The sequence below is a fragment of the Marinomonas sp. THO17 genome, assembly GCF_040436405.1.
In the GTDB taxonomy this organism is placed as follows: domain Bacteria; phylum Pseudomonadota; class Gammaproteobacteria; order Pseudomonadales; family Marinomonadaceae; genus Marinomonas.
Window position 1 is genome coordinate 2,165,317 of the sequence record NZ_AP031575.1, and the last position, 24,242, is coordinate 2,189,558.

General features: G+C 43.3%; 21 protein-coding genes. 12 read left to right on the plus strand and 9 right to left on the minus strand.

Annotated elements, in window-relative coordinates:
* Positions 1-87: 87 nt before the first annotated feature.
* From ABXS85_RS10315 to ABXS85_RS10345, 7 genes are all read left to right on the plus strand, one after another.
* Positions 88-1,509, plus strand: a complete 1,422-nt coding sequence (locus ABXS85_RS10315) for a sigma-54 dependent transcriptional regulator (protein ID WP_353666444.1) — start codon at positions 88-90, stop codon at positions 1,507-1,509.
* Between the two features lie 534 nt (positions 1,510-2,043).
* Positions 2,044-3,474: a polynucleotide adenylyltransferase PcnB gene (gene pcnB / locus ABXS85_RS10320; protein WP_353666445.1), complete on the plus strand. Its 1,431-nt coding sequence runs from the start codon at positions 2,044-2,046 to the stop codon at positions 3,472-3,474.
* 15 nt (positions 3,475-3,489) lie between these two features.
* Positions 3,490-3,975, plus strand: coding sequence for a 2-amino-4-hydroxy-6-hydroxymethyldihydropteridine diphosphokinase (gene folK / locus ABXS85_RS10325; protein WP_353666446.1), 486 nt, complete (start codon positions 3,490-3,492; stop codon positions 3,973-3,975).
* A 3-nt stretch (positions 3,976-3,978) separates the two neighbouring features.
* The gene (gene panB / locus ABXS85_RS10330) at positions 3,979-4,806 is read left to right on the plus strand and encodes a 3-methyl-2-oxobutanoate hydroxymethyltransferase (protein ID WP_353666447.1); all 828 of its coding nucleotides are present in this window, start codon (positions 3,979-3,981) and stop codon (positions 4,804-4,806) included.
* Entirely contained in the window at positions 4,806-5,657 is an 852-nt protein-coding gene (panC, locus tag ABXS85_RS10335; protein WP_353666448.1) for a pantoate--beta-alanine ligase, read from the plus strand. Before panB ends, panC begins: the two co-directional genes overlap by 1 nt.
* Positions 5,658-5,721: 64 nt before the next feature.
* On the plus strand, positions 5,722-7,368 hold the full coding sequence (pgi, locus tag ABXS85_RS10340; RefSeq protein WP_353666449.1) for a glucose-6-phosphate isomerase: 1,647 nt from the start codon (positions 5,722-5,724) through the stop codon (positions 7,366-7,368).
* Between the two features lie 230 nt (positions 7,369-7,598).
* Positions 7,599-8,669: an FUSC family protein gene (locus tag ABXS85_RS10345; protein WP_353666450.1), complete on the plus strand. Its 1,071-nt coding sequence runs from the start codon at positions 7,599-7,601 to the stop codon at positions 8,667-8,669.
* A gap of 73 nt (positions 8,670-8,742) precedes the next feature.
* Here the strand turns inward: ABXS85_RS10345 and ABXS85_RS10350 are convergent, their stop codons facing one another.
* A complete protein-coding gene (locus ABXS85_RS10350) occupies positions 8,743-10,155 on the minus strand; it encodes an aldehyde dehydrogenase family protein (protein WP_353666451.1) in 1,413 nt (470 codons plus the stop codon).
* A gap of 806 nt (positions 10,156-10,961) precedes the next feature.
* Between ABXS85_RS10350 and ABXS85_RS10355 the strand changes: the two genes are divergently transcribed.
* From ABXS85_RS10355 to ABXS85_RS10370, 4 genes are all read left to right on the plus strand, one after another.
* Positions 10,962-11,975: a TRAP transporter substrate-binding protein gene (locus ABXS85_RS10355; RefSeq protein WP_353666452.1), complete on the plus strand. Its 1,014-nt coding sequence runs from the start codon at positions 10,962-10,964 to the stop codon at positions 11,973-11,975.
* 15 nt (positions 11,976-11,990) lie between these two features.
* Complete coding sequence (locus ABXS85_RS10360) at positions 11,991-12,509, plus strand: TRAP transporter small permease (RefSeq protein WP_353666453.1); 519 nt, start codon at positions 11,991-11,993, stop codon at positions 12,507-12,509.
* A complete protein-coding gene (locus ABXS85_RS10365) occupies positions 12,506-13,822 on the plus strand; it encodes a TRAP transporter large permease (protein ID WP_353666454.1) in 1,317 nt (438 codons plus the stop codon). Before ABXS85_RS10360 ends, ABXS85_RS10365 begins: the two co-directional genes overlap by 4 nt.
* A 91-nt stretch (positions 13,823-13,913) precedes the next feature.
* Positions 13,914-14,477, plus strand: coding sequence for a nuclear transport factor 2 family protein (locus tag ABXS85_RS10370; protein WP_353666455.1), 564 nt, complete (start codon positions 13,914-13,916; stop codon positions 14,475-14,477).
* A 256-nt stretch (positions 14,478-14,733) separates the two neighbouring features.
* Here the strand turns inward: ABXS85_RS10370 and ABXS85_RS10375 are convergent, their stop codons facing one another.
* The 8 genes from ABXS85_RS10375 to ABXS85_RS10410 form a co-directional block, all read right to left on the minus strand.
* Positions 14,734-16,023, minus strand: a complete 1,290-nt coding sequence (locus ABXS85_RS10375; RefSeq protein WP_353666456.1) for an amidase — start codon at positions 16,021-16,023, stop codon at positions 14,734-14,736.
* Between the two features lie 55 nt (positions 16,024-16,078).
* Positions 16,079-16,576 carry a flavin reductase gene (locus ABXS85_RS10380; protein ID WP_353666457.1) on the minus strand — a complete coding sequence of 166 codons (498 nt, stop codon included), beginning with the start codon at positions 16,574-16,576 and terminating at the stop codon, positions 16,079-16,081.
* A 41-nt stretch (positions 16,577-16,617) separates the two neighbouring features.
* Positions 16,618-17,577, minus strand: coding sequence for a PDR/VanB family oxidoreductase (locus tag ABXS85_RS10385; protein ID WP_353666458.1), 960 nt, complete (start codon positions 17,575-17,577; stop codon positions 16,618-16,620).
* Positions 17,578-17,696: 119 nt separating this feature from the next.
* Positions 17,697-18,452, minus strand: coding sequence for an SDR family oxidoreductase (locus ABXS85_RS10390; RefSeq protein ID WP_353666459.1), 756 nt, complete (start codon positions 18,450-18,452; stop codon positions 17,697-17,699).
* Positions 18,453-18,476: 24 nt separating this feature from the next.
* The gene (locus ABXS85_RS10395) at positions 18,477-18,959 is read right to left on the minus strand and encodes an aromatic-ring-hydroxylating dioxygenase subunit beta (protein ID WP_353666460.1); all 483 of its coding nucleotides are present in this window, start codon (positions 18,957-18,959) and stop codon (positions 18,477-18,479) included.
* Positions 18,960-18,961: 2 nt separating this feature from the next.
* The gene (locus ABXS85_RS10400) at positions 18,962-20,251 is read right to left on the minus strand and encodes an aromatic ring-hydroxylating dioxygenase subunit alpha (RefSeq protein WP_353666461.1); all 1,290 of its coding nucleotides are present in this window, start codon (positions 20,249-20,251) and stop codon (positions 18,962-18,964) included.
* A gap of 198 nt (positions 20,252-20,449) precedes the next feature.
* Entirely contained in the window at positions 20,450-20,812 is a 363-nt protein-coding gene (locus ABXS85_RS10405) for an IacB protein (protein WP_353666462.1), read from the minus strand.
* Positions 20,813-20,839: 27 nt separating this feature from the next.
* Positions 20,840-22,015: an acyl-CoA dehydrogenase family protein gene (locus ABXS85_RS10410; RefSeq protein WP_353666463.1), complete on the minus strand. Its 1,176-nt coding sequence runs from the start codon at positions 22,013-22,015 to the stop codon at positions 20,840-20,842.
* Positions 22,016-23,689: 1,674 nt separating this feature from the next.
* Between ABXS85_RS10410 and ABXS85_RS10415 the strand changes: the two genes are divergently transcribed.
* On the plus strand, positions 23,690-24,175 hold the full coding sequence (locus ABXS85_RS10415) for a MarR family winged helix-turn-helix transcriptional regulator (RefSeq protein ID WP_353666464.1): 486 nt from the start codon (positions 23,690-23,692) through the stop codon (positions 24,173-24,175).
* Positions 24,176-24,242: the final 67 nt, after the last annotated feature.

The following is a 24,242-nucleotide window of genomic DNA, read 5'->3' on the forward strand; positions in this document are numbered from 1 at the left end:
TTTCCTTTAACTGGCCATAGACGACTATTCCCTCTCAACAAGTAGCATGTGTATAATCGTTACACTGGTTACAAGAGGTGACACTCAATGCACAGCATCATGATCATTTGCCCTGATAATTCATTACTTAAAGAATCAGAAAGGTGGCTTTCAAAATACGGCTTTCAAATCAACACCAGCCAATCATTTGAACAAGCCAACAAATATTACGATCTTTCTGCTTTCGATTTGATGCTGGTCGATCAACTGGCTATTGAGCAACTTAGTGACCCTGCCAACGAGATCCCCAGCACTCCAAAACACATTGTACTTGACGCAAAACCCAGCCTTAGCACAGGCGTTAATTGTATGGCTGAGGGCGCGGTTTATTATTTACCCTTGCCAACCGACACAGAGACCTTACTCAAGCATGTGGTAAACACCTTAGAGCAAAAAGATCAAGAACAAAGCTCACAACAGCTCTTCGATAATACCCCTTCAGGACCTCGTTTATTCGCTCAGCCAGACAGAGAAGAAACCCTTCCTCTAGGCACACCAGGAAGCGGCATCATAGGTCAATGTCCACCTATGCTGGAACTCTTTAGCGATATGCGCAAAGTGGCTGGAACGGATGTCACTGTATTAATACGAGGCGAGTCTGGGACAGGTAAAGAATTGGTTGCCAAAGCCCTGCACAACCTCAGCCAAAGACAAAAGCATGCCATCATCAGTGTCAACTGCGCCGCAATACCAGAAAACCTAATAGAATCAGAGCTCTTCGGCCATGAAAAAGGGGCATTTACGGGTGCCACAGCAGCCCATGACGGTCTTATTTTTGCCGCTGACAAAGGAACCTTGTTCCTCGACGAAATTGGCGAATTACCCCTTGAAGCTCAAGCTCGACTGCTTAGGGTATTACAAGAAGGTGAGATACGTAGAGTAGGGGCGACACAATCCACAAAAGTGGACATTCGCCTCATTACCGCAACCCACAGAAACCTCTTTGAAATGGTCAAAAACGGACAATTCCGTGAAGATCTATATTATCGACTTTATGTAATGGAACTGCTTTTACCACCTCTACGTGAAAGAGATAATGACATCTCTATTCTGGCCGAAGCCTTGTTGGAAAAAACCTGTCAAAAACACAACCGGCCTCCATTAGCTTATAGTCGTAGTTTTGATAAAGCCATTCGCGCGCACCATTGGCCTGGCAATGTTAGAGAGCTAGAAAATGCCATTGAACGAGCTGTCATTTTAAGCCCATTAGACAGGCTAGAAGCGGCCAATTTGAAACTGGCAAGTCAACAAAGCACCACTGACCTTTACAATAATAAAACACAAGAGGAAAAATCCGCTGCCTTACCACAAGGCACAACACTAGACGATTACTTCAAACATTTTGTTTTAACGCACCAGCACAAAATGACAGAGACACAGCTCGCACATTCTTTGGGCATCTCGCGAAAAAGCCTTTGGGAAAGAAGACAAAAACTGGCAATACCCAAAAAAGTAACAGCCGAAAGGTAACACTTGTTACTTAAATACTCAAAAAGATAGATAAAATTTGTAAAAAAAGTGTACAGAAATTTACCAAAAACTATTAAAATCAGCGCTTTAGCATTTTTGGCATAACTAATGCCTTATATATGGCACAACGATAATAAGATTGACCAAAAATAAAAATAAGTTAATCGTCGTATGTAACGTTCTTATACAATAAAAATAATAACTAAGAACACCATGGCCTCTTAAAATAAAAATAAAATCTGAGGCCATGGATGGAAAATCGCTTTGGATAATTGATCTTTTTAGATATACAAGCCTTAGGGCGATGAAAACATTGCAAAAATAAAAATAAGACCAAGTAGAACTGCAAAAGCAGCGCGGACATTGTTTTCGGAACTAGTATCTTCATGTATCCAAAGCGATTATTTTATTTCTAATTGCCTTTCCTTTTCTTAAAAACACCAACAAAATCATCTAATCAGCATTATAAATCGTGTAACTTTTCACCATCGCGTGTAAAATACCACAGTCGTTAACTTTTAAAATTGTCGTCTAATGCTCACAGGACTTAAATCTCTGGTACGTAAAGCTACTTCTGCACTTCTCTCATCACAAGAGCAGACTTATCCAATTATCATACCTCGCGATAAACACAATCTCTCTCGACAAGACTTAAGCACAAATGCATTAAAAGTATTGTACCGTCTTAACAAAGCAGGCTATGAAGCCTATCTGGTTGGCGGCTGTATACGCGATCATTTAATTGGCATTGAACCAAAAGACTTTGACGTGGTAACCAAGGCCACTCCTGAGGAAGTACAGGCTCTATTTTCTAATTCACGCCTAATTGGTCGCCGCTTCCGCTTGGTACATGTCACTTTTGGTCGAGAAATCATTGAAGTATCCACCTTCCGAGCTAACACGACACAAGAAGAAGCCCCCGAAATAGAGCAAAAGTCACTAAAAGACAAAGACTCTGCACGCTCCAGTCACGGCATCATTCTACGAGACAATGTTTACGGCAACATTGAAGAAGACGCCGAACGACGTGATTTCACCTTTAATGCCCTGTATTACAATGTGGAAGACTTCAGTATTCACGATTATTGCGGCGGCCTAGCCGACATTAAGAACAAACAAATACGCATTATCGGTGACCCTCGTCAGCGCTATCAAGAAGATCCAGTTCGCATGCTAAGGGCCATTCGTTTTGCTGGCAAATTGGGTTTTGATATCGAAGCCAACACAGTAGCCCCTATCAAAGAAATGGCCCAATTGTTAGACCACATTCCACCAGCACGCCTATTTGAAGAAGTCCTCAAATTACTGGGCAGTGGCAATGGCACTAAAACTTTCGCACTGTTACGAGAATACGGCTTATTCCGCTACCTGTTTCCTGATACCGATGCACTTTTGCAAAGCGGCTGGAAACGTCAAGACATAGACCCAGAAGCTTTTATTTTACGCGGCCTAAAAAACACCGACGAACGCATCCAAGGCGGCAAAAGTACAGCACCTTACTTTCTATACGCCATTTTATTATGGCCAAGCGTGGCATTGCGTCATGAAGAATTTATGGCTCAAGGCATGCCAGTGACACCAGCACTTCACCAAGCTGCCAATATGGTGCTGGACAACCAAGTGGCTTCAACCGCTATCCCACGTCGTTTTTCGACACCAATGAGAGAAATTTGGGACATGCAGTTACGTTTGCCGAAACGCTATGGCAAACGAGCCTTCCAACTTTTAGAACATCCAAGATTCCGTGCCGCTTTCGATTTCCTCTTGATTCGTGAACAAAGCGGTACTGAATTAGAGGGTTTAGGCGCATGGTGGGAAGCTTTCCAATTTGGCACTGAAAGCCAGCAACGCGATCTCATTAAACAGATTGATAAACGCACCAGTAACAATGAAGGCCCTAAAAAACGACGACCTCGCCGTCGCCGTAAAAGCAATGGGCCACAACATGAAAGCAGCAGCGACTAAGCAAAAGGTAACAGCATGACAACCGCCTACATTGGCCTTGGCAGCAATTTAGAAAAACCTCTTGAACAAATTCGTCGCGCCATTAAGACACTTTCTCAACACCCTAGCTTGCACAATATAAGTGTGTCGAATATTTATGGCAGCAAACCGGTGGGGCCCCAAGATCAGCCAGACTATGTTAATGCTGCTGCACGCTTTGATACTGCACTTTCTAGCATAGCTTTACTTGATCTTCTTCAAGGCATTGAACAGGATCATCAAAGAGTCCGTGAACGCCATTGGGGACCGCGCACCTTAGACCTAGATCTGTTATTGTATGGCAATGAGCAAATTGATTTACCAAGATTAACTGTGCCACACCCTTTTATGCTTGAACGTGGCTTCGTTATTCAGCCACTTCATGATCTTGCTCCTGATATTCTCTTGGCAAATGGCACAACCGTTACCGAGCAGTTACACCAACTTGATACCAGCGATTTGGTTATTATCACAGAAGAATAAAATATGTACTCAGATAACTCACAGAAAAAGCTGGCAAAGCCAGTTACCCTTTCTACCTTGAAACAAATGAAGGCAGACAAAGAGAAAATTACCTGCTTAACCTCCTACGACGCGTCCTTTACTCATGTTATGAATGTGGCTGGTGTGGAAACCATCTTGGTAGGCGACTCATTAGGCATGGTCATTCAAGGGCAAGACAGCACTTTACCTGTGACCATTGAGGACATGTGCTACCACACCGCGGCAGTAAAGCGCGGCAATACGCACGCTTTCATTTTAACGGATATGTCTTTCATGAGTTACAGCACACCAGAGCAAGCGTTAGACAATGCTGCCAAACTCATGCAAGCTGGCGCCAATATGGTAAAACTGGAAGGCGGAAGCTGGTTGGCCGATACCATTAAACTACTGAGCCAGCGTGGCATTCCTGTGTGCGCACACCTAGGATTGACCCCCCAATCGGTACACAAATTAGGCGGTTACAAGGTGCAAGGTAAAAGCCAAGATGCCGCAGAGCTTTTACTGGAAGAGTCATTGCACCTAGTGGAAGCAGGCGCTGACATTTTATTGTATGAATGCATTCCAACAGAGCTGGGCAAAATGCTAACAGAGTCAGTACCGGTTCCCACCATAGGCATTGGCGCGGGCCATCATACTGACGGCCAGGTATTGGTATTACACGACATGCTAGGCATTAATCTAGGCCACACTCCACGTTTTGTAAAAAACTTTCTAACCGATGGTCGTAATGTGACACAAGCATTTGAGGCTTATGTTAAAGAAGTAAAAGACACGAGTTTCCCAGGGCCAGAGCACGGATTTAAATCATAATGCAAACGTTTCATACCATTGCCGAATTACGCATCGCCCTTAAAACCCTTCGCCTGCAAGACAAAAGCATCGCTTTTGTACCTACCATGGGCAACTTACACGATGGTCATATGTCATTAATTCGTCGTGCAGCACAGGAAGGCGACATAGTCGTTGCTTCGATTTTTGTAAACCCAATGCAGTTCTCTGCCAACGAAGATTTAGAGCGCTACCCAAAAACCTTAGAAGAAGACAAAAAAGTATTAGCAGCTAATGGCTGTCACTATTTGTTTGCCCCAGACGCGCTGGAAATGTACCCAGATGGCAAACGCAGTCAGACTCAAATCGAAGTCATGGGCTTATCCAATATTTTATGTGGCGCTTCTCGTCCCGGCCATTTTGTAGGCGTTGCGACAGTAGTGACAAAATTATTCAACATAGTACAGCCAGATTGCGCTATTTTTGGTAATAAAGATTTTCAACAATTGAAAGTCATTGAAGACATGACACGAGATCTCAGCTCGAATGTTCGCATCATTGGTATCGACACAGCACGCAATGAAGACGGCTTAGCAATGAGTTCCCGTAATGGCTATTTAACAGAACAAGAACGAGACATTGCACCAACAATGTACAAAACCTTGCTATGGGTAAAGGAACAACTTATGGCAAACCGCGCGAGTCATGAGGAAATCTGCGAACAAGCTCAGCAGAAGCTTGAAGCGGTTGGCTTCCGTCGTGATTATTTTGAAATCCGCGCACAAGATAATTTACAAACACCAACTGAGGAAGAGAAAAGCCTGGTCATTTTGGCTGCGGCCCATCTAGGGAGCGCTCGTTTAATTGATAACTTGCGCGTAGAGCTTGGCTAAACCTTGAACGAATTGTTCAGGACACCAACACCCGATTCACTTTCATTATACGAGGGAGATTGTAATGCGTTCACCCACTGAATTCTCTGCTTGGAAAAAACTCGCAGAACATCAACAGCAAATGGCATCTGTTGATATGACATCCTTATTTGCTGCTGATCCTAAACGTGCAGAAACCTACCAAGCTTCCGCTGCTGGCTGGACACTGGACTTCGCCAAGAACCGAGCCAACAACACAACACTATCGCTATTAAAAGAATTGGCACAAGAAGCCGGCATAGAACAAGCCATTGAAGACATGTTCAGTGGCGCACATATCAACAATACGGAAGATCGTTCCGTATTACACGTTGCATTACGCGCTAGCCAAACGCAAGATTCGCTCATGGTTGATGGCGTAAATGTGCTAGCCGAAGTTCGTTCAACACTAAAACAAATGGAAAAATTTGTTTGGCAATTACAAAGTGGCCAATGGCGCGGTTATGCCAACCAGCGCATCACAGATGTCGTATCCATTGGTATTGGCGGCTCCTACCTAGGCCCCAAAGTGGTTGCTGAAGCTTTGACACCTTATGCTCAACAGCAAATCAAGGTGCATTTTGTTGCTAATATTGATGGTTCTGACATCACAGAAAAACTAAAAAAATTGAACCCTGAAACCACAGTGTTTGTGATCTCATCTAAGTCATTTGGCACACTAGAAACCCTATACAATGCCAACGCTGCGCGAGATTGGTTCTTGCGCAATGGTGGTCCTGAAGACTTAATTCATAAGCATTTTGCTGCGGTCAGTTCGAACGTGAAAAAAGCGGTTGCTTTCGGGATTGCTGAAGAAAACATTTTCCCCATGTGGGACTGGGTTGGCGGACGTTACTCTTTGTGGTCGGCAATCGGTTTACCCATTGCCATCGCCGTAGGCATGGAAAACTTTTATTCCCTATTAGACGGTGCGCACCAAATGGACGAACACTTCCGTACCGCACCATTAGAGAAAAACTTACCTGTGCTCATGGGAACCTTAGGTGTTTGGTACATCAATTTCCATAATGCGCAGACACACGCCTTGATTCCGTATGACCATTACTTACGTGCTCTACCTGCGCACATCCAACAACTAGATATGGAAAGCAACGGTAAAGCCAACCTAATTAATGGCGATGGTGTCACCACGGACACAGGACCTATTATCTGGGGTGGTGCAGGCACCAATGGTCAACACGCTTACCATCAGTTGCTTCACCAAGGCACTCGCCTTGTTCCTGTAGACTTTATTGCACCATTGACTAGCCACAATCCTGTTGCGGATCATCACGCCCAGCTATTTGCTAATTGCTTGAGTCAATCACAAGCTCTAATGGTAGGCAAAAGCTTGGAACAAGCACAAACAGAGCTACGTGATGCCGGTGCCAGCGAAGAGCAAGTCGCCGCTATTGCCCCTCACAAGGTGATTCCGGGCAATCGCCCAAGCAACACCTTACTGACTGACAAGATGACACCCGCAAGCGTTGGTGCTCTGATTGCTCTATACGAACACCGTACTTTTGTACAAGGTACCATTTGGGGAATAAACTCTTTTGACCAATGGGGCGTTGAACTGGGTAAAGTACTGGGCACAGACATTTATAACCGTTTAGTAAATGATAGCGATAATTCTGAGTTGGATACTTCTACTCAAGCCTTGATTAGCGCCTTCAAAAAAGCTCAGTCTTAAAGAAATAGCCCTCACCCAGATAATGCTCCATTTTTTATCTGGGTGAGATTTTCACTAGCCTCTGCTCTCAACCTCTGCGCCCATTCAATACCCCTATACCTCTCAACATCTAACATTGCCTTACTAATTTTACCAACACTTTTTTTCAACAAAAAGCTCAAAAGAAAACTTCATCAAATTCCCTACAGCCCATATATATGGCATAATTCTTTTATTTTTAGGATGAAATTTTGATTGAAAATTCAAATAAAAAGACGACCTATTTTAAGATAATTACCGCATTAAAGGCCGTTACGAACATCACCCCTTCTGAACGCCCACTCCATCGAGCATTCCTTTCTGCTATCGCTTGCAGCACCCCTGCATTTATAGGCATAGCTATTGATCAATTTTACCAAGGACTGATGGCTTGCATGGGCGCCCTAGTCATTCTTTATCTACCCGCCGCCGCCTTCAAAAAACAAATGTTTACCATGGCGAGTGGCTCAATATTATTTGTTATGAGCTTTACCATTGCCTCAGTCACAAGCTTTTCTGCCATTTCATCAGTGCTCATTGTTGGCTTCCTCTCCTTCGTGAATTCTATTATTTGTCGCAAAATCCACATTGGCCCTCCAGGTAGCTTTTTCCCATTTATGTTAGCTTGTGTCGCAACAGTGATCCCTTTTGACCTAACCACCCTTCCAGAACGAACCCTCTTAGTAGCCATAGGGTGTGCAATAGCCAGCTGTTTTGCGTTTGCCTATTGCCTAATATTTAGAACAAATACGTCACCCCCTAAGGTGGAGCTATCTCCATCCGAAACAAAGGTCAGCACATGGAAACTAGAGCTTTTTGAAAGCTTATTAATTATGGGGACATATGCCATTGCCCTATCTCTAAATTTAGACAATCCATATTGGGCACCCATTTCTTGTGCCGCGGTTTTACAAGGGCGTCAATTACTTTCCGTTCTTACTAGAAAAGTGCAACGTATCATTGGCACATTACTAGGACTATTAATCGCTTCCCTGATTTTTTCTTCGGAACTCGCACCAATACATATGGCCATCCTTATTATGGGATTAATCTTTGCCATTGAAGTGCTCATGTACAAAAATTACGCTCTAGGCGTCATCTTTGTCACTCCAATAACCATCTTATTCGCAGAAATTACCAGCAGCTCAATGAGTGCCGATCAACTTATCTATGCGCGTTTTCTAGATATCCTTATTGGTAGCGCTATTGGTGCTGTTGGCAGCTGGTTAATCATTCACAACTATATAAAGCTTTATAAAGATCAAGCCACAGAAAAGAGTTAACGAAACCTCTGAGCAAAAAAAAGGGTGACTGCTAGCAGCCACCCTTTCACCTTACGAGGTATACAACTCAACCTTATTTGTTAATGTGCATCACCTGAATAGAAGTGAATTCCAACAAACCCTCTTCAGCAAATTCAACACCAAAACCAGACATTTTGCAGCCACCAAATGGTACATTTGGTTGAATCTCTGCATGCGTATTCACAAACGCAGTACCACATTCAAGGCGAGATGCAATTGCTTGAGCCTCTTCAATATCAGCACTCCATGCTGAACCACATAGACCAACGTCAACACTGTTCGCCATTGCAATTGCTTCTTCCTTATCTGAGAACTTAATAACAGGAAGAGCAGGCCCAAATTGCTCCTCTTGAACTAAAGGAGCATCATTCTCGATGTTTGCAACAATTGTCGGTGGATAGAAGTGACCAACACCTGCCATTTTTTCGCCACCTGATAGAATGCTAGCACCACGCGCTTTGGCATCCTCTACCAAATCTGCAACAAGATTAAGTTGATCAGCATTTTGAACCGGGCCAAAGTTCACCCCTTCGTCCATACCATTACCAACAACTTGCTGCTTAGCGATTTCACTGAGTGCAGCACACATCTCATCATAAATGGATTCATGAACATACAAACGCTTCAAAGCACCACATGTTTGCCCCATGTTAAGGAAAGAGGTCGCAAAGATCGCCGGAGCAATCTGCTCGACGTTAGAACTTGGCATAACAATAGCAGCATCATTACCACCCAACTCAAGGGTCAAACGCTTCAGATTATCAGCAGAATTACGCATTACTGACTGACCTGTCGGCGTAGATCCTGTAAAGACAATTTTATGAATACCTGCACTACCAGTAATACCACTACCCATTCCTCGCTCCCCTGTCACGATACTAATGACACCGTCAGGAAGATGGTTATTGAGTATTTCAACTAACTTAACGGTACTCAGAGGTGTAAGACTAGATGGCTTACTGATAACCGCATTCCCAGCACGTAGCGCTGGAAGAATATGCCAAACCGCAATCATAAATGGCCAATTCCACGGTGTTATTGAAGCAACAACACCTAGTGGCTTACGGTGAGCTTCGATACGCTTTTTCTCACTATCTTCAATGATTTGCACTGGAATATCTTGGCTAGCTGCATAACGCGCCCAAGCAATACCACCCTCGACTTCACCAATCGCAAGAGGAAATGGCTTACCTTGCTCCGCAACAATCAAAGCGGCAATTTCATCACGCTTTTCTTGAATCTCATCAATCGCCGCATTGAGCATTTTTTTACGCTCTTCATGAGAAGTATATTGCCAGCTCTTGAATGCTTCGTTTGCAGCGACAACAGCTTCTTCAAGTTGATCTGAAGAAGCATTAGCGCATTTAGCAACGGTTTCAAACGTTGCTGGGTTTTTTACGTCAAAGGCACCGTTCGCTCCGTCTACCCATTGACCACCAATCAAAACCTTATAACTGTCACTCATCTTATCTTCACCCTCTATGCTTTTATTAAGTGGACTTCACACATCCAAATCTTGATTTGAAATGACTCAACCTTGATTAGAAATTAAGCCCTATCCGTTAGGCCGTATTGTAAAAAAGCGACACCTCAACATAGATCAACACCTCAAAGGCCGATAAAAGCCTATAAAAAGCGACCACAAACCACCCGTAATCGAGTGAGAGCCCAAGCAAAACACAGGTAAAATGAGTACGGGTTACCAAGCAATCAAACACAAAGGAAAAAACCACCAACAGCATAAAATTTTTCCCTTATGCAGCCACTCCCAAAGGAAATCCTACATAAAACCATCGATGTTGCTTCAAAAGATTCCCCCTTAAGAATCAGGGTTTCATCCTAATCATCCTCCTCACACCACATGACACTTTAGAAATCATTTACTTGATTAAAATCTTAAAAAAACTACCACATTTAATTTTTTAAAGTTGTTTTTCTCGCACCAATTTGACAACCGCAGTTCCTATAATATTCACGAGAAAGTATATTTAAAATTATAAAATCTTTATTTTTCATTAACTTAATATTAACGCCACAAATAAAACAGCCATCGCACCAAAAAACAACAAGGAAATAAATGGAAAAATAACATTACTTTTCAATTGATTTATCAATCCAAATTCAATATAAAAATAGACAAGTCAAATAAACCTCATGCGACTACTCACAGAATGTAACCACAAATTACATTACCGCGGATCTATTAATGGAACCCTCATTGAATATGAAATAACGAGAAAAAATGAATTAACTTCCTAGCAGGAGAAGAATATGAAAAAGCTTTTGGTCTCAATATCACTTGCTTTTGCTGTCATCACGAGCTCAGTTGCAAATGCACAAACACGCCTAACCCTGTCAACCTTTGTGCCAGCCAGTCACCCAATCATGACCGATGTCATCAAACCCTGGACAGAGAGCGTTGCCGAAGCAACCAATGGACGCGTTAAAGTTTTGATCCTCCCATCACCTCTAGGCCATCCAAAAGCTCACTATGACTTGGCGCGTGACGGCCAAGCAGACATCACATTTGGATCACCAGGTTACACTCCAGGCCGCTTCAATCTCTACAAGATGGTGGAATTTCCCTTTACTGGGGACAGCGCTGCATCCACTTCAGTTGCCTACTGGAGAGTCTATAAAGAATATCTGGAGCAAGCTGGCGAATATGAAGATGTGAAAGTCCTTACCCTATTTACTCATGGCCCAGGCCAAATTCATAACAGCAAACGAGACATCAACTCCCAAAAAGATCTCGCAGGCCTGAAAATGCGTGTCGGTGGTGGCATCATGAATGATCTAGCCTCTGAACTAGGCGCCGTCACCCTCCAGAAACCTTCTCCAAGCAGCTATGAACTCTTATCAAGTGGTGTAGCCGACGGCACACTTTTCCCACTAGAGTCTGTTGTTTCTTTTAATATTCAAGACATTGTGACCCACACCACCATTATACCTGGAGGCCTATACAACTTCGGCTTCTTTATCGTCATGAACAAAGAGCGCTTTGAAAGCCTATCAGAAGAAGATCAGGCTGCCATTGATTCTGTCTCAGGTGAAGCCCTAGCTCGAATCGCAGGTGAAATGTGGGACAGACAAGATGCAAGAGGACTCAAAGCCATGCAAGAAAATGGCAACACAATCCTTAATGCTAACGAAGACTTTATCGTTGAAATTATTCGAGCCTTTCGTCCCATGGAACAAAAATGGATAGCACAAGCAAATAAAACAGGCGTAGACGGAGAAGCCGCCCTCAACGAGTTCAGAAAACTCGCGGAAGAAATTGAGTAAGCCCTGGAGTCAAATATGAAACTTCAAAAATGGGCCGATAAATCTCTTAGTCTATATAAGCTATTTATAACTAACCCATCTAGCATTATCGCGACGTTTGCCATGTTTTTCATGATGATGCTTACTCTAGTGGACGTCATTGGGAGGTACTTTTTCTCAATGCCGATCACTGGAGGCTTTGAAATAACAGAAATGATGCTGGCACTGGTTATTTTTTTAGGCATACCCTTAGTAACATCAGAGCAAGATCACATTACTGTCGATATTATTGATGACTTCATTCCTGCCAAGGTTTTAAGCTGGCTAAAAAATATCGTTACCGCTATAGGCGCTGTCTGCTTCACTGTTTTAGCCATCATGCTCTGGCAACATGCATTCAAAATCCTTCGCTATGGAGACACCACTGCCGTACTCGAAATCCCTTACTCATGGATTTCATTTCTTATGGCCATTAGCGTGTCACTTTCCGCCCTTGCTCTTTACATCATCTTCATTGTCAAACTAAGCCAACCTCGAAACGGAGAGAACTCATGATTGAGAGTCTAGTTGGGTTTGCTTGTCTGCTACTACTTATCCTATTACGCATACCTCTTGCCATCGCAATGGGAATCGTTGGCGTTGTAGGCTTTGGCTACACACAAGTATTCATCTATGGAAACCCTCGCGGCTGGGACGCCTCATTAAACATGTTAAGCTCAGCAACCTTTGAAACAGGACTGTCGTACGGCCTTTCTGTTGTGCCGCTTTTCCTTGTAATGGGCAACATTATTACAGAAACCGGTTTTTCCAAAGGGCTTTATCGTGCAGCAAATGCTTTCTTAGGACACTTTCGAGGCGGTCTAGCACTAGCAACAGTCGTATCTTGTGGCGCCTTTTCTGCGGTATGCGGAAGCTCCATGGCGACCGCTGCAACCATGTCAAAAGTTGCCATGCCCTCCATGAGGGAATACAAGTATTCTGACAGCCTTGCAGCAGGCTCAATTGCCGCTGGTGGCACACTGGGCATCCTTATTCCACCAAGCGTCATTCTAGTCATTTACGGCCTGATGACAGAAACCGACATTGGCAAGCTTTTTATTGCAGGCCTGTTACCAGGAATGCTTGGTATTGTACTCTATATGCTGGCGGTGTATTGCACCGTTAACCTAAAACCAGAGGTAGGACCAGCAGGCCCTCGCGCCTCGCGCAAAGAACGCCTTACCTCCCTCAAAGGAGTCTGGCCCATTAACTTGATTTTCATCATTGTAATGGGCGGTATCTATCTTGGGGTTTTCACGCCAACAGAAGCCGCGGGCATTGGAGCATCAGGTGCCTTGATCGTCGCTCTGCTAACAGGAAAAATGAACCTAAAAATACTCAATCGCTCCCTTAGCAACGCAGCAAGAACCACTGCAACATTGTTTTTCTTAGTCATTGGCGCAGTGATTTTCTCCAACTTCATCAACCTTACTGGAATGCCAATACTTTTAAAGGAATGGGTATTAGCTCAAGGCTTCAGCCCATTTTTAGTGATTTTACTTATCATCGCCTTTTACGTACTACTCGGCTGTGTATTAGAAAGCATGTCAATGATCCTTTTGACAGTACCTGTTCTCTATCCAGTTGTCGAAGCACTAGGCTTTGACTTAATTTGGTTTGGCATACTGGTGGTCGTGGTAACTGAAATCAGCTTAATAACACCTCCAGTTGGTATGAATGTATTTGTTTTGAGGGGGATGATTCCAGATATCAAGCTGGCCACCATCTTTAAGGGTGTGACACCTTTTTGGATCGCAGACATTGTTCGCTTAATACTTATCGCAACCATACCCGCCATTTCATTACTTTTAATTGATCTCGTTCAATAACGAAATGAAGACTTAACCATAACCAAATCAAATCCCATGTTCATTTTTTGGTGAATTTAGTTGAACCAATACATAAATAGGAGAAATACTAATGAGCGACACCACCATAGCAGCTCTTGAAAAGCGAATAGCCATTCTGGAGGCAGAAGCTGAAGTTCGCCGCATTCAAGCTCGCTACATGTATCTTTGTGACACGCCCAATCCTGAATACGGCTGCACAAATGATGCCGAACGCATTGATAAAATCATGGAGCTATTTGCTCCTGAAGCCGTTTGGGAAGGGGTAGGTGAATATTATGATAATCAATTTGGTAAAGCCGATGGCTGGGATGCAATCAAGAAACACTTTGAAGGTTTTTGGGGTGGCAAAACAGACCCTGCCCTTATCTTAAACTGTCATTATCTTACATCTGAGCAAATTCGAGTTAGCAGTGACGGCATGACGGCTGAGGGAAATTGGGTCCATATGCAACCCTGGTTATTTTCTGATGGAAAGGCCCTTTTGAGATCCTCTCGTTTGTACAACAAATATAGAAAATGCGAAGACGGTATTTGGAGATTCACTCAAAATCGTACAGAAAATGTTTTTGTTGCTCCCCTTTCACCTGATTGGGCTTCAGATTACCCAAGCGCATCCTATCTAATGAAAGACTAGAAACAAGCTTCGTAAGGCTGACCCACTTACAGAACAGCCTTACTTCTCTAACACAAACCCCGCCATTAACGATTTAACTTCCACTTAGATAAGTGCAGAACAATTGTATCTACATATACAAAAGCCATTTTAGCCAACACATAGGCTCACAAGCAGCATAAAATGAAGAAACAGCAGAAGGCGATAATAAAAAAAGAGGGCGCAATGCGCCCTCAAAAGTAAGATCCTGGGAATGGATCTGACAACACTACAAAAATTAGGAAATAATAGACTCTACCCATTTTGCTATCTGCAACAGAGCATCGTCTTCTCTACGCTTGCCAATTAATTGAATACCCAATGGCAACCCCTGAGCATCAACTATACCTGGCAAGGTAATCACTGGAAGCCCCATAGCTTGCCACGGACGACTCATATGTGGGGAACCCGTCTTATCATGCCCAAGCGGTGCCACATCAGCGGCAGCAGGGGCAATCACAATCTCAACTTGATCAGAATGCGACCATATCCAATTGGCAGTGTCTTCGGCTGCTTGCAACGAATTTAAATAAGTCGCACGTTTCATGGACTTACCTTGCTCCATGAGCTGTTGCAATGGCTCACTCAACATTTCTGGTGATTGAGACTCAATAGCGAGGTTACGACACACCTCCCAAGCCATTATATGTCCATGATGCTCCACCATATCCTGCAACCTAGAGCCGGACTCAAGCTCAATAACATCGACACCCGCTGCCAACAACGCCTTTGTTAATCTAACAACCGCGTCTTTCATAGCAACGGAGGTTTCACCTATAAGCTCACCTTTACACACCAAGACTTGCACTGGTTTCTTTGGAGATACATCAACCTCTGAGAGTGACTGTCTAAGCAAAACCGACCGCAACAATTGAATGTCTTCAACTCTCCGGGAAAACAGGCCTAAAGAATCTAATGATTGAGCCAGAGGCTGCCCACCTCGAAGTGAGTACTCACCTCGACTACCCACATAGCCAATAGAACCGCAATACGCAGCGGGACGAATAACAGAAGCCGCCGTTTGCGATCCAAGTGCTACAGGCACCATTTCATCCGCAACAGCCGCCGCTGAACCACTTGAAGAACCTCCCGGAGTGCGCGCCAAATCTTTCGGATTTTGCGTTTTACCCGGTTTAAAATAAGCAAATTCTGTCGTAACAGTTTTACCAAGCACAATACCACCTGCTTGACGAATCAAAGCCACACAAGTCGCATCATCAACAGGCTGACGACCTTTATGAATAGGAGAACCCATTTCGGTCGGCATATCTTTGGTGTCAATAATATCCTTAACCCCAACAGGCAGCCCCTTCAACAAACTGCTTTGGTAAAAATCTCGGTTATCTTGATATTGCGCCAAATACGCCTCTCGGCTGAGCTGAAATTGCCACGCATTGACTTCCGATTCACGCGCTTCAATTTGATCAAAACACGCATTAATCATATCCTCAGCAGAATGCTCACCCTGCTCAATCGAACGCATCATTTGACTCAAACTCAAGCCATTCAATTTAACTGATGACGACATAATTTAGCTCAACTCCAAAATAGCAGAAAACACATTCATCTCACGACAAACGAACTTAGCTTGCACAAGATTCTTCATTTAACGCATGATAGGCACGATCAAAATACACCAAACCTTGACCACCATCTTTTACCACAGCATCTTTAACACGGCAGTAAAACACGGAGTGAGAACCCATCTCATGCGCCTCATGAATCTCGCAATCAAAACCGACTAGGGCTTCTTCTAAAATAGGCGAACCTGTCTTTAGAGTTGACCATTCATGTTTCGCAAAGCGTTCTTCACTGGTTAACTCACGGTTGGCAAAATCCCAAGAAACCCCTTGGTGATGGCTCTGCAGAACATTCACACTCAACACACCATTCTCAATAAAGTAGGGGTGAGCAAATGAGTTGCGATTCATGCAAACCAACAAGGTTGGCGGCTCATCAGTTACACTGGTTACCGCTGTTGCGGTAAAACCAAAACGACCTGCTTCACCGTCTGTTGTAATGACAGTAACAGCACTGCCAAGGAGCGACATACCATCACGAAATACTTTAGTGTCAACCATTTGGGATCTCCCCGATCATTCTTTTTGTTGTGTTCAATAGGTTAAATATCTAGAACTAAGCGATCAGACAATGAACGTGAACAGCACAGTGTCATTTGATCATTATCTTCTTTTTCATCTTCCGTCAGGTACACATCTCGATGTTCAGGTATACCTTCAATCACGTCACATAAACAGGTACCACACGTACCTTGCTCACACGACACCTGTACTTTTATACCCGCCGCTTTGAGAGCATCTGCAATACTTTCATCTTCTTTCACCGTGACAGTAATGCCACTTTCTTGGGCGTACACCTCAAAACCATTACCACCTTTCTCAACATCGACATTAAAGAATTCACGGTGGATGCTTTGATCTACAAAACCTGCCTCTTGAGCTGTATTAATAACCCATTCCATAAACCCTGTTGGCCCACAGACATAGACATGAGAGTCCTCACTCTTGCCACTCAACACAGCATCAAGATTAAGTCGCTTGCCGCCATGATCCGCAGTAAAGTGAAAATGCACTTTGTCCGAAAAAGGAGCTGACTTTAGTTCATCAATAAAGCCACTCGTTGCAGACGATCGACCGCAATACCAAAGTTCAAATCTTTGATTCGTTTTCGACAACTCATATGCCATTGCAATCATGGGGGTAATACCAATGCCACCACCAATTAGGATGGAATGCTTGGCGTCTGTCGTTAAAGGAAAGTGGTTACGTGGCTTACTCACCATCAACTCCGTCCCCTCGAGCAGAGTGTCATGGACAGCAACCGACCCACCTCGAGAACTCGGATCTTTCAGCACCCCTAAACGGTATACTTTATCGTTCTCTGGATCACCGCACAGTGAATACTGGCGTATAAGGCCATCACCTAAATGCAAATCAATGTGTGCACCCGCCTCAAAAGCAGGTAATGCATTACCAGCACCATCCACCAAATCTAAAGCGACTACAGCCTCAGCTTGCATCTCTCTTTTTTGGACAACTACTTTTAACAATTCGTCAGTCATGCCCTCTCCCAAATCTCTCTAGCGCTCCCTTACCCATCAAAAGCAAGGAAGCACTTATATTATTATCACCATAAGGCGTTTATTTATGACTTACTTTGGCAGGGCGATAGAGACAAGCTCTATCGCATAAACAAACCACCATTCACATCCCAAGTGGCGCCAGTCGTGAAATAAGCCTCTGGTTTTGCAAGTTGCACCACCATGTCACCAATAAAGTCAGCATCACCTAATTTACCCACTGGAATGGCACCCAATAATGTCGGCAAGTTCTCTTCTGGAACCAGCGCTTTCACCATTGGCGAATCAATTGGGCCAGGAGCAATCGCATTCACAGTCACCCCTTTGGACGCCAACTCTTTAGCAAAAATCTTTGTTAACGTGATAATGGCACCTTTAGAAGCAGCATAATGCGCACCAGTTGCTGTACCGCCATTAATACCAGCCAAAGAAGACATGTTGATGATGCGACCATAAGCCTGATTGGCAAAATAGGCCCCAATCACCTGACAACCACTGAAGGTCCCACCCAAATTAACATTCACGACACTGTTAAACTCTTCCGGTGAAATTTCCATAACAGGTGTTGCTTTAGTAATGGCCGCATTATTGACCAAGACTTCCAAGCTACCAAACACTTCAAGCGTCTTAGCAAGCGCCACTTCGAAATCAGCCTTAACACCAACATCAAGCCCAACTGCCAGCACACTTTTACCCGTTGCATCTAATTGTTTGGCCGCTTTTTGTGCTGCAATAGGATCCTTATCCGTCACGACAACTCGATAGCCAGCAATACTAAGAGATTGAGCGATATGAAAACCCAATCCTTGACCTGCCCCAGTCACTAACGCGGTTTGTGGATTTGCTGAATCAGACATCAGATTTACCTCGATAAATTGTCATTAGAAGATAAAGCTAACAGTGCGCAAATGGCCTTCAGCATGTAGCAACTTCACAACCTTACGTTGAATGCGGTAACTCTCATCCTTTGGCGTCAGTATGTACTCAATATCAGCGGGGTAAGTCACTAACTTACCGTGACGAAGTTCGTTTAGTGTCATCGCACAACGAACAACCACCTGCTCTTCACTTGCTTCTAAAACACGCACACGAGACATCATGCGTACTGTCACACCCGCTGAATCCGCAGAGATAGATTCGCCACTTTCAAGGCGAGTGACACGCATACGGCGCATATCTTTATCATCCAACGCGAGATTCAAGGTTGCTTCGTAATCCGTTTCCTTGTTGTCGGTAGGAACGATATACAAACCTGCGTCATTCCAAAGCGTGAGCCACTCTTGATACTCTTTATGATCAAGCAAATCTGCTTCATACCAAATAAAGGCAGTCACATCGTTTACTAGCTTTGTGTTTACGCCCATGATTACTTCTCCTCAACTGCTGCCATCATTTTCTTGTACTGCTGATACGCTCCACGCATACCAGTTTCGGAACACACAGCACCTGCAATATTGCCATCCGCAGTTGTAAAGGTTTTTTTCATGCCTCGATTGACCAAAATCCAACCGTCTTTACCTGACATAGAGCCCTTTTGAACTCGCTCCCATGCTTCACCATCATCCGGAGTACCAAAGCCCATTGGCCCTTGGAAATGCTCATGCAAACGCATACGTTTTTGATTGAAAACAGCAGGCGCTCCCTCACCACCCAAAGCAACGTGCTGAATCTCAGTCTCACCGACGCTTACTGGGCGCAGTACGCGGAAAAATGCCATGGAGCAAGAGACATTAGGAAATAGATTCAGGTTAAAACCTGTACCATGAGACGCACGAACCAAACGCTTAATTTGCTCTTCTGTCTGCCCTTCATCACGAAGCGCTTGAGCCAATGCTTCAAAGCGTTCTGGAATCGGCTGATCCAAATCTGCCTCTAAATCAATCAACTCAGGAATCATCACCATCACACTGTGACCATTACCAAGATCTTCAACAAAGCCTTCGCCATCTAGAAAATCAAAAATGTCCGCCGTTGCATCGTCAAGAGAACTAACAAAGGATTTATGAACAATCGGGAAATGATATGCATCTGTAGTGTTTTCTAATTGAATCTTCCAATTACCTGGAAAATTAAAACGGTGCTCACCCAACACTTTCAATGGATAACCGCCACCTTGCTTAACAAACAAATCGATCCATTTTTTCGCTTTACCCAAGAACTCTTCCAGAGGCTCTATATCGTCTTTAAAGGTTGCAAACACAAGACCTTGGTAAGATTCATGACGTAGGCTTTCTAATGGCAATTCATCTTTTTCTAATACACCTTCGTATTCTTCCAACTTAGGCACACCACGCAGACTACCGTCTAGACCATAACCCCAACCATGGTAGGGACAAGTAAAGGCTTTTGTTTTACCTTTGCGATGCTCGCAAACCGTAGCACCACGATGACGACAACGATTCAGCAATACATGAGTATTCTTTTTACGGTCACGACTCAAAATAACTGGATGACGGCCAATGTAAGATGTTTTGAAACTACCCGCATCCGGCACTTCACTTTCATGCCCAACATACACCCAAGTATTATTAAAAACCTTGTCTAGCTCTTCTTCATAAATCGCAGGATCTGAGTAAAGGTCTTTATGGACACGGCCTTCTTCCACCATATCAGCCGCTTTTAAACTTATATTCTCTAATGAAATTAATTCACTCATATATTTCTCTCTTAATTCTGTCTGGCTTAGTGACTGGCTAACCAACATCAACAGCAATTTAGAACCACATATCTAGACCAAGACAGGCCTCCCCTTCACCACAGAAAGAGTTTGCCAACACTCAACTTTTGACCAGTTGGCAATAACTTTGGCCTAACTCAAGTCGCTAAATAGGTATCTAACGTTTTGAACACCAGCTTATGCGCGTTGAACAATCAACTCTCTACCAACACGCGCTTCTACTTTTGCGTAGCGCCATAACTTGTATGGAGAATCACCCACAGGCGTCGCTCTAAACAGGTTGCAACAGGCAACAACCGTGTCGTAATCCGCAACATCTGCTAACAAGTAAGTTGTCCAAGGGTAACCATTAGATGGACCGACCATACTTTGGTCATCATCCATATTGCCAATTACTTCAACACCTTCCATATCATGAATCCCATTCCACATCTCACCAAATGCCGCCCAAACATCTAACTGTTCGTCTCTTGGCGCATCCATGAAGTTCTGGTTGATACCCATGCAAAATAAAACGCGAAGTGGCTTTTTATCACTCATAATTTTTTACTCCGTTCATCGTCACTATTAGAGATAACCTGGCAGAGGATCCTGCCCAAAGAAAATGGCACCGGCGTTTTGCCAAGTGATATCGCCCATGAAGGCATGCTGAGTCACTACCTGAGCATCATTAACAAAACGAGCGAGAGGGCTTGCCTTATAAATGCCTGTCATGCCAGATAACAATTGAACTTTACGCGCAACTTCCGCCGATACGCGTGCAATATGAGTAGAAGAAAGACGCAATAAATTCGTCTGCTCTTTAGACACAGCTTCGCCTTTCTCTAAAGATGCCCAAGCCTCATTGATAGACTCATAAAAGAAAGAACGTGCAGCGCGAAGCTCAGCTTCAGCCTTGGCAACCTCTACTTGCGTAATAGGACGTTGACCCAAATTTGGTGCACCTGTTACAGAAGCTCGACCCGCAGCCATCGCTTGCAATTCATCCAGTGCAGCACGCGCCACACCCAAACCAACAACAGCCAATACTTGAGTAGCGAAAGAAAGAGACGGGTAGCGAAACATTTTCTCGGTCAGGTTAGAAGCACCGCCACGAACAAAGGACCAGCTTTCAGGAACTGTTACACCATCCACAACAAGATCATGGCTACCCGTACCCGCCATACCTACGGTATCCCAGGTTTTATCAATAGTCGCCTTGTCTGATGACATAACAGCCATGCGTGGCAAGCCCATTTTGTCACCTTCTTTTGGAGCAATACCCACACCGACAACATCAGCGCCCATACAACCACTTGAAAACTTCCAGCGCCCCTTAACCTCATACCCTTCCTCTGTCACATCTGCGGATTGAGGAGGGAAGATCCCACCAGCAAATACTAAGTCAGGCGTATCTGCATAGAGAGTTTTTAATGTTTCTAGAGGAAGCGCCGATAGGTAAACAATCCCCATACCAAAGCTCGCTACCCATCCTGCAGAGCCATCTGCCCTAGAAATCTCTTCAATGACTTCACAGAACTGAGCAGCCGTAAGCTCATCGCCGCCTAACGAGTTAGGCACTAGAGCTCGATATACGCCAAATTTTTTAAACTTTTCAATAACGTCCTGACTAATAAAAGTTTGCCCATCAAACTCGTTAGCACGAGCACGCTCTCTAATCTCATCTAAAAACAACTCAAATTCTTTTGTACCTAAAGCATCGTAAATTGTTTCACGATGATCTGTTTTATATGCAGGTATCATTTGTTTTCTCCTAATTTATCAAATAGCGTCCCAGCGAATTACTGAAATGCTATTTCCTCCCACAGGCATAAAGGCTTCAACACTGATATATCTATGTAGCTTCAGACATAGAGCTTTGAATTAAAAACGGTTTTGTTACTTCTTAGTCTCTGCTTGCCACACATTAGGCAAACTAAAGCTGTCAATTTGACAACTTATTACGAATAAAGAATTCATCCCCGTCACATCAGGTGTGAGTGAAAGAGAATCAGACTGAGGCACTTGATTAGCCCCAAATGAGCATTTAGGCACAGAATGGATAAATACTGGCATTAGCAATTTGTGAAAAATATTATTCATATAAATCGTACTTTTTTTATTTTTATAGACAATTTCAGGTCATCTGCACATGACCTAGACTCGCACCACCTGAAAGCAAGACGCAGCAGGTGACTAGTCATTAAATTTGATATCATTTACTTTACTTGTCAACTATTTTTTATGTAAAAAATCATTAAAAAGAACAAACAAAAAGACCTTTAAAGTATACAAAAACAATTCAAATAATTGATTTAAATCAATTTATTTTAAATATTGCGACACAATAATTTTTAAAAACAAATCCATAAAACCAAATAAAAAACAACATTTTTAAAGGTGTAAAAACTTAAATTACAGCCATCAAAAGCATCAAATTCACCAAAAAAATCCTAGCGAGGTCGAACATTTTTGACATAGCTTCTTCTAGGCTAAGCAAAAAACAGTCCAAAATTAACTTGAAAAATAATTTGAAATATTAAATAAATATTACAGTTAATTTTTTAGACAGAAGAATTCCCCTACAAAGCTGAGTTTTATGACCAGGAAGCTTGGTAAGCCTCTTCGGGCGGATGTTCACAAGAGGCATGCCATTTTTTGAAAAACGCGCTTATTGGCACTAAATCAGCTCACATACCACATGCCAAAAAGCGTTTTTGCTACATTTTGGATCAAGGGACAGCAATTTGAATTTTGATTTTCATAAAGGACGCAGGGCGAGATTAGTAATAGCTTTATGTCTGCTTTGACACACTTATTAACAATAAAATTTGCGGAATATCACCACCCCCACCTACTAAAAAGCGCGAATAGCAACTAAGCTTTGTGCATCTTTTGGCTAAATAAACCAAAACCTTTAGAATTAGCAAAAGCTTATTTTAAGATGGGTAAATTCATTAAGTGATTGATGTAAACAAGCAAATATTAGCTCTACACTTGAGTTCCTGAACACTTTTTGCGTAATCTAATGACTTTTTGTCTCATTACACTGATTGTTTTAACAATATGACGCTTGTAACGCGCAACATCTGGTTGCTTATTACTCAAGCCACAATGAGTCATATTGCCTAGGGAAGGTACGAACAAGTTCACTGACTTCAGGGTGTGGATAACGCTCTTTTATTCGAGGTAAGTTTCACCGTCCAATATAAGCATATTGGCAAGCAGCTTAACAAAGAATAAAGAAAGCTTAGCTCACGCCCTTCGGGTCTTTCAGAGAAACGGCCTCTCTGTACTAAGAGTGATGAAAGGTATTAACATTCCTGCTCACTCTTACTTTGGTAAGCTGTTTCTCTGATAAGACTGAGGTTCAGAAGATGTATTCGCACCTTCCCTAATGATTACTCTCAATTCAAATTGGAAGGAATATTATTTTTCATGACCACAGAAAAGCGCTTACCTCGAAGTCAAAGGTATAACCCTGCCAGCAAGGAATTCCATAAAGAAGACTTTCCTTTTTATTGGTTAGCACGAGTGCATGGCCGCTATCAGCTTGCCATGGAAAAAGCACTTAAAAAGATTGACCTAGACATTCCTAGCTGGCGCATTCTCTTTATTCTCAAAGAAGAAGGCGTTTCAAGCATGTCACAAATTGCGGAACACGCTATCGCCAAATTACCGACTGTCACCAAGACAGTTTATCGTATGAAAAACGAAGGCTTACTCGACACACAAGTATGCGATGACGATGGTCGCGTAACACGGGTGACCTTAACAGATAAAGGCTGGGAAGCAGTTCACAATATTGAAGAAGCCACTCAGAGCATATTCAAACAAAGCTTTAAGGGTATGACCGAAGCTCAAATTAAGCGTTTAAATAAACTCTTAGAACAGCTTTTCCACAATCTTCCAGAACCCAAGTAGCAAAGAACCTAGCAAGCCACGCCCCTTCGATAAAAGGTTCGTGGCTTATTATCTAGCAACAGAAATC

What these genes read in the sequence shown, in the direction of transcription:
- ABXS85_RS10315 (WP_353666444.1), top strand. Translation starts at nt 88, where the DNA reads ATGCACAGCATCATGATCATTTGCCCTGATAATTCATTACTTAAAGAA.
- pcnB (WP_353666445.1), top strand. Translation starts at nt 2,044, where the DNA reads ATGCTCACAGGACTTAAATCTCTGGTACGTAAAGCTACTTCTGCACTT.
- folK (WP_353666446.1), top strand. Translation starts at nt 3,490, where the DNA reads ATGACAACCGCCTACATTGGCCTTGGCAGCAATTTAGAAAAACCTCTT.
- panB (WP_353666447.1), top strand. Translation starts at nt 3,979, where the DNA reads ATGTACTCAGATAACTCACAGAAAAAGCTGGCAAAGCCAGTTACCCTT.
- panC (WP_353666448.1), top strand. Translation starts at nt 4,806, where the DNA reads ATGCAAACGTTTCATACCATTGCCGAATTACGCATCGCCCTTAAAACC.
- pgi (WP_353666449.1), top strand. Translation starts at nt 5,722, where the DNA reads ATGCGTTCACCCACTGAATTCTCTGCTTGGAAAAAACTCGCAGAACAT.
- ABXS85_RS10350 (WP_353666451.1), bottom strand. Translation starts at nt 10,155, where the DNA reads ATGAGTGACAGTTATAAGGTTTTGATTGGTGGTCAATGGGTAGACGGA.
- ABXS85_RS10355 (WP_353666452.1), top strand. Translation starts at nt 10,962, where the DNA reads ATGAAAAAGCTTTTGGTCTCAATATCACTTGCTTTTGCTGTCATCACG.
- ABXS85_RS10360 (WP_353666453.1), top strand. Translation starts at nt 11,991, where the DNA reads ATGAAACTTCAAAAATGGGCCGATAAATCTCTTAGTCTATATAAGCTA.
- ABXS85_RS10365 (WP_353666454.1), top strand. Translation starts at nt 12,506, where the DNA reads ATGATTGAGAGTCTAGTTGGGTTTGCTTGTCTGCTACTACTTATCCTA.
- ABXS85_RS10370 (WP_353666455.1), top strand. Translation starts at nt 13,914, where the DNA reads ATGAGCGACACCACCATAGCAGCTCTTGAAAAGCGAATAGCCATTCTG.
- ABXS85_RS10375 (WP_353666456.1), bottom strand. Translation starts at nt 16,023, where the DNA reads ATGTCGTCATCAGTTAAATTGAATGGCTTGAGTTTGAGTCAAATGATG.
- ABXS85_RS10380 (WP_353666457.1), bottom strand. Translation starts at nt 16,576, where the DNA reads ATGGTTGACACTAAAGTATTTCGTGATGGTATGTCGCTCCTTGGCAGT.
- ABXS85_RS10385 (WP_353666458.1), bottom strand. Translation starts at nt 17,577, where the DNA reads ATGACTGACGAATTGTTAAAAGTAGTTGTCCAAAAAAGAGAGATGCAA.
- ABXS85_RS10390 (WP_353666459.1), bottom strand. Translation starts at nt 18,452, where the DNA reads ATGTCTGATTCAGCAAATCCACAAACCGCGTTAGTGACTGGGGCAGGT.
- ABXS85_RS10395 (WP_353666460.1), bottom strand. Translation starts at nt 18,959, where the DNA reads ATGGGCGTAAACACAAAGCTAGTAAACGATGTGACTGCCTTTATTTGG.
- ABXS85_RS10400 (WP_353666461.1), bottom strand. Translation starts at nt 20,251, where the DNA reads ATGAGTGAATTAATTTCATTAGAGAATATAAGTTTAAAAGCGGCTGAT.
- ABXS85_RS10405 (WP_353666462.1), bottom strand. Translation starts at nt 20,812, where the DNA reads ATGAGTGATAAAAAGCCACTTCGCGTTTTATTTTGCATGGGTATCAAC.
- ABXS85_RS10410 (WP_353666463.1), bottom strand. Translation starts at nt 22,015, where the DNA reads ATGATACCTGCATATAAAACAGATCATCGTGAAACAATTTACGATGCT.
- ABXS85_RS10415 (WP_353666464.1), top strand. Translation starts at nt 23,690, where the DNA reads ATGACCACAGAAAAGCGCTTACCTCGAAGTCAAAGGTATAACCCTGCC.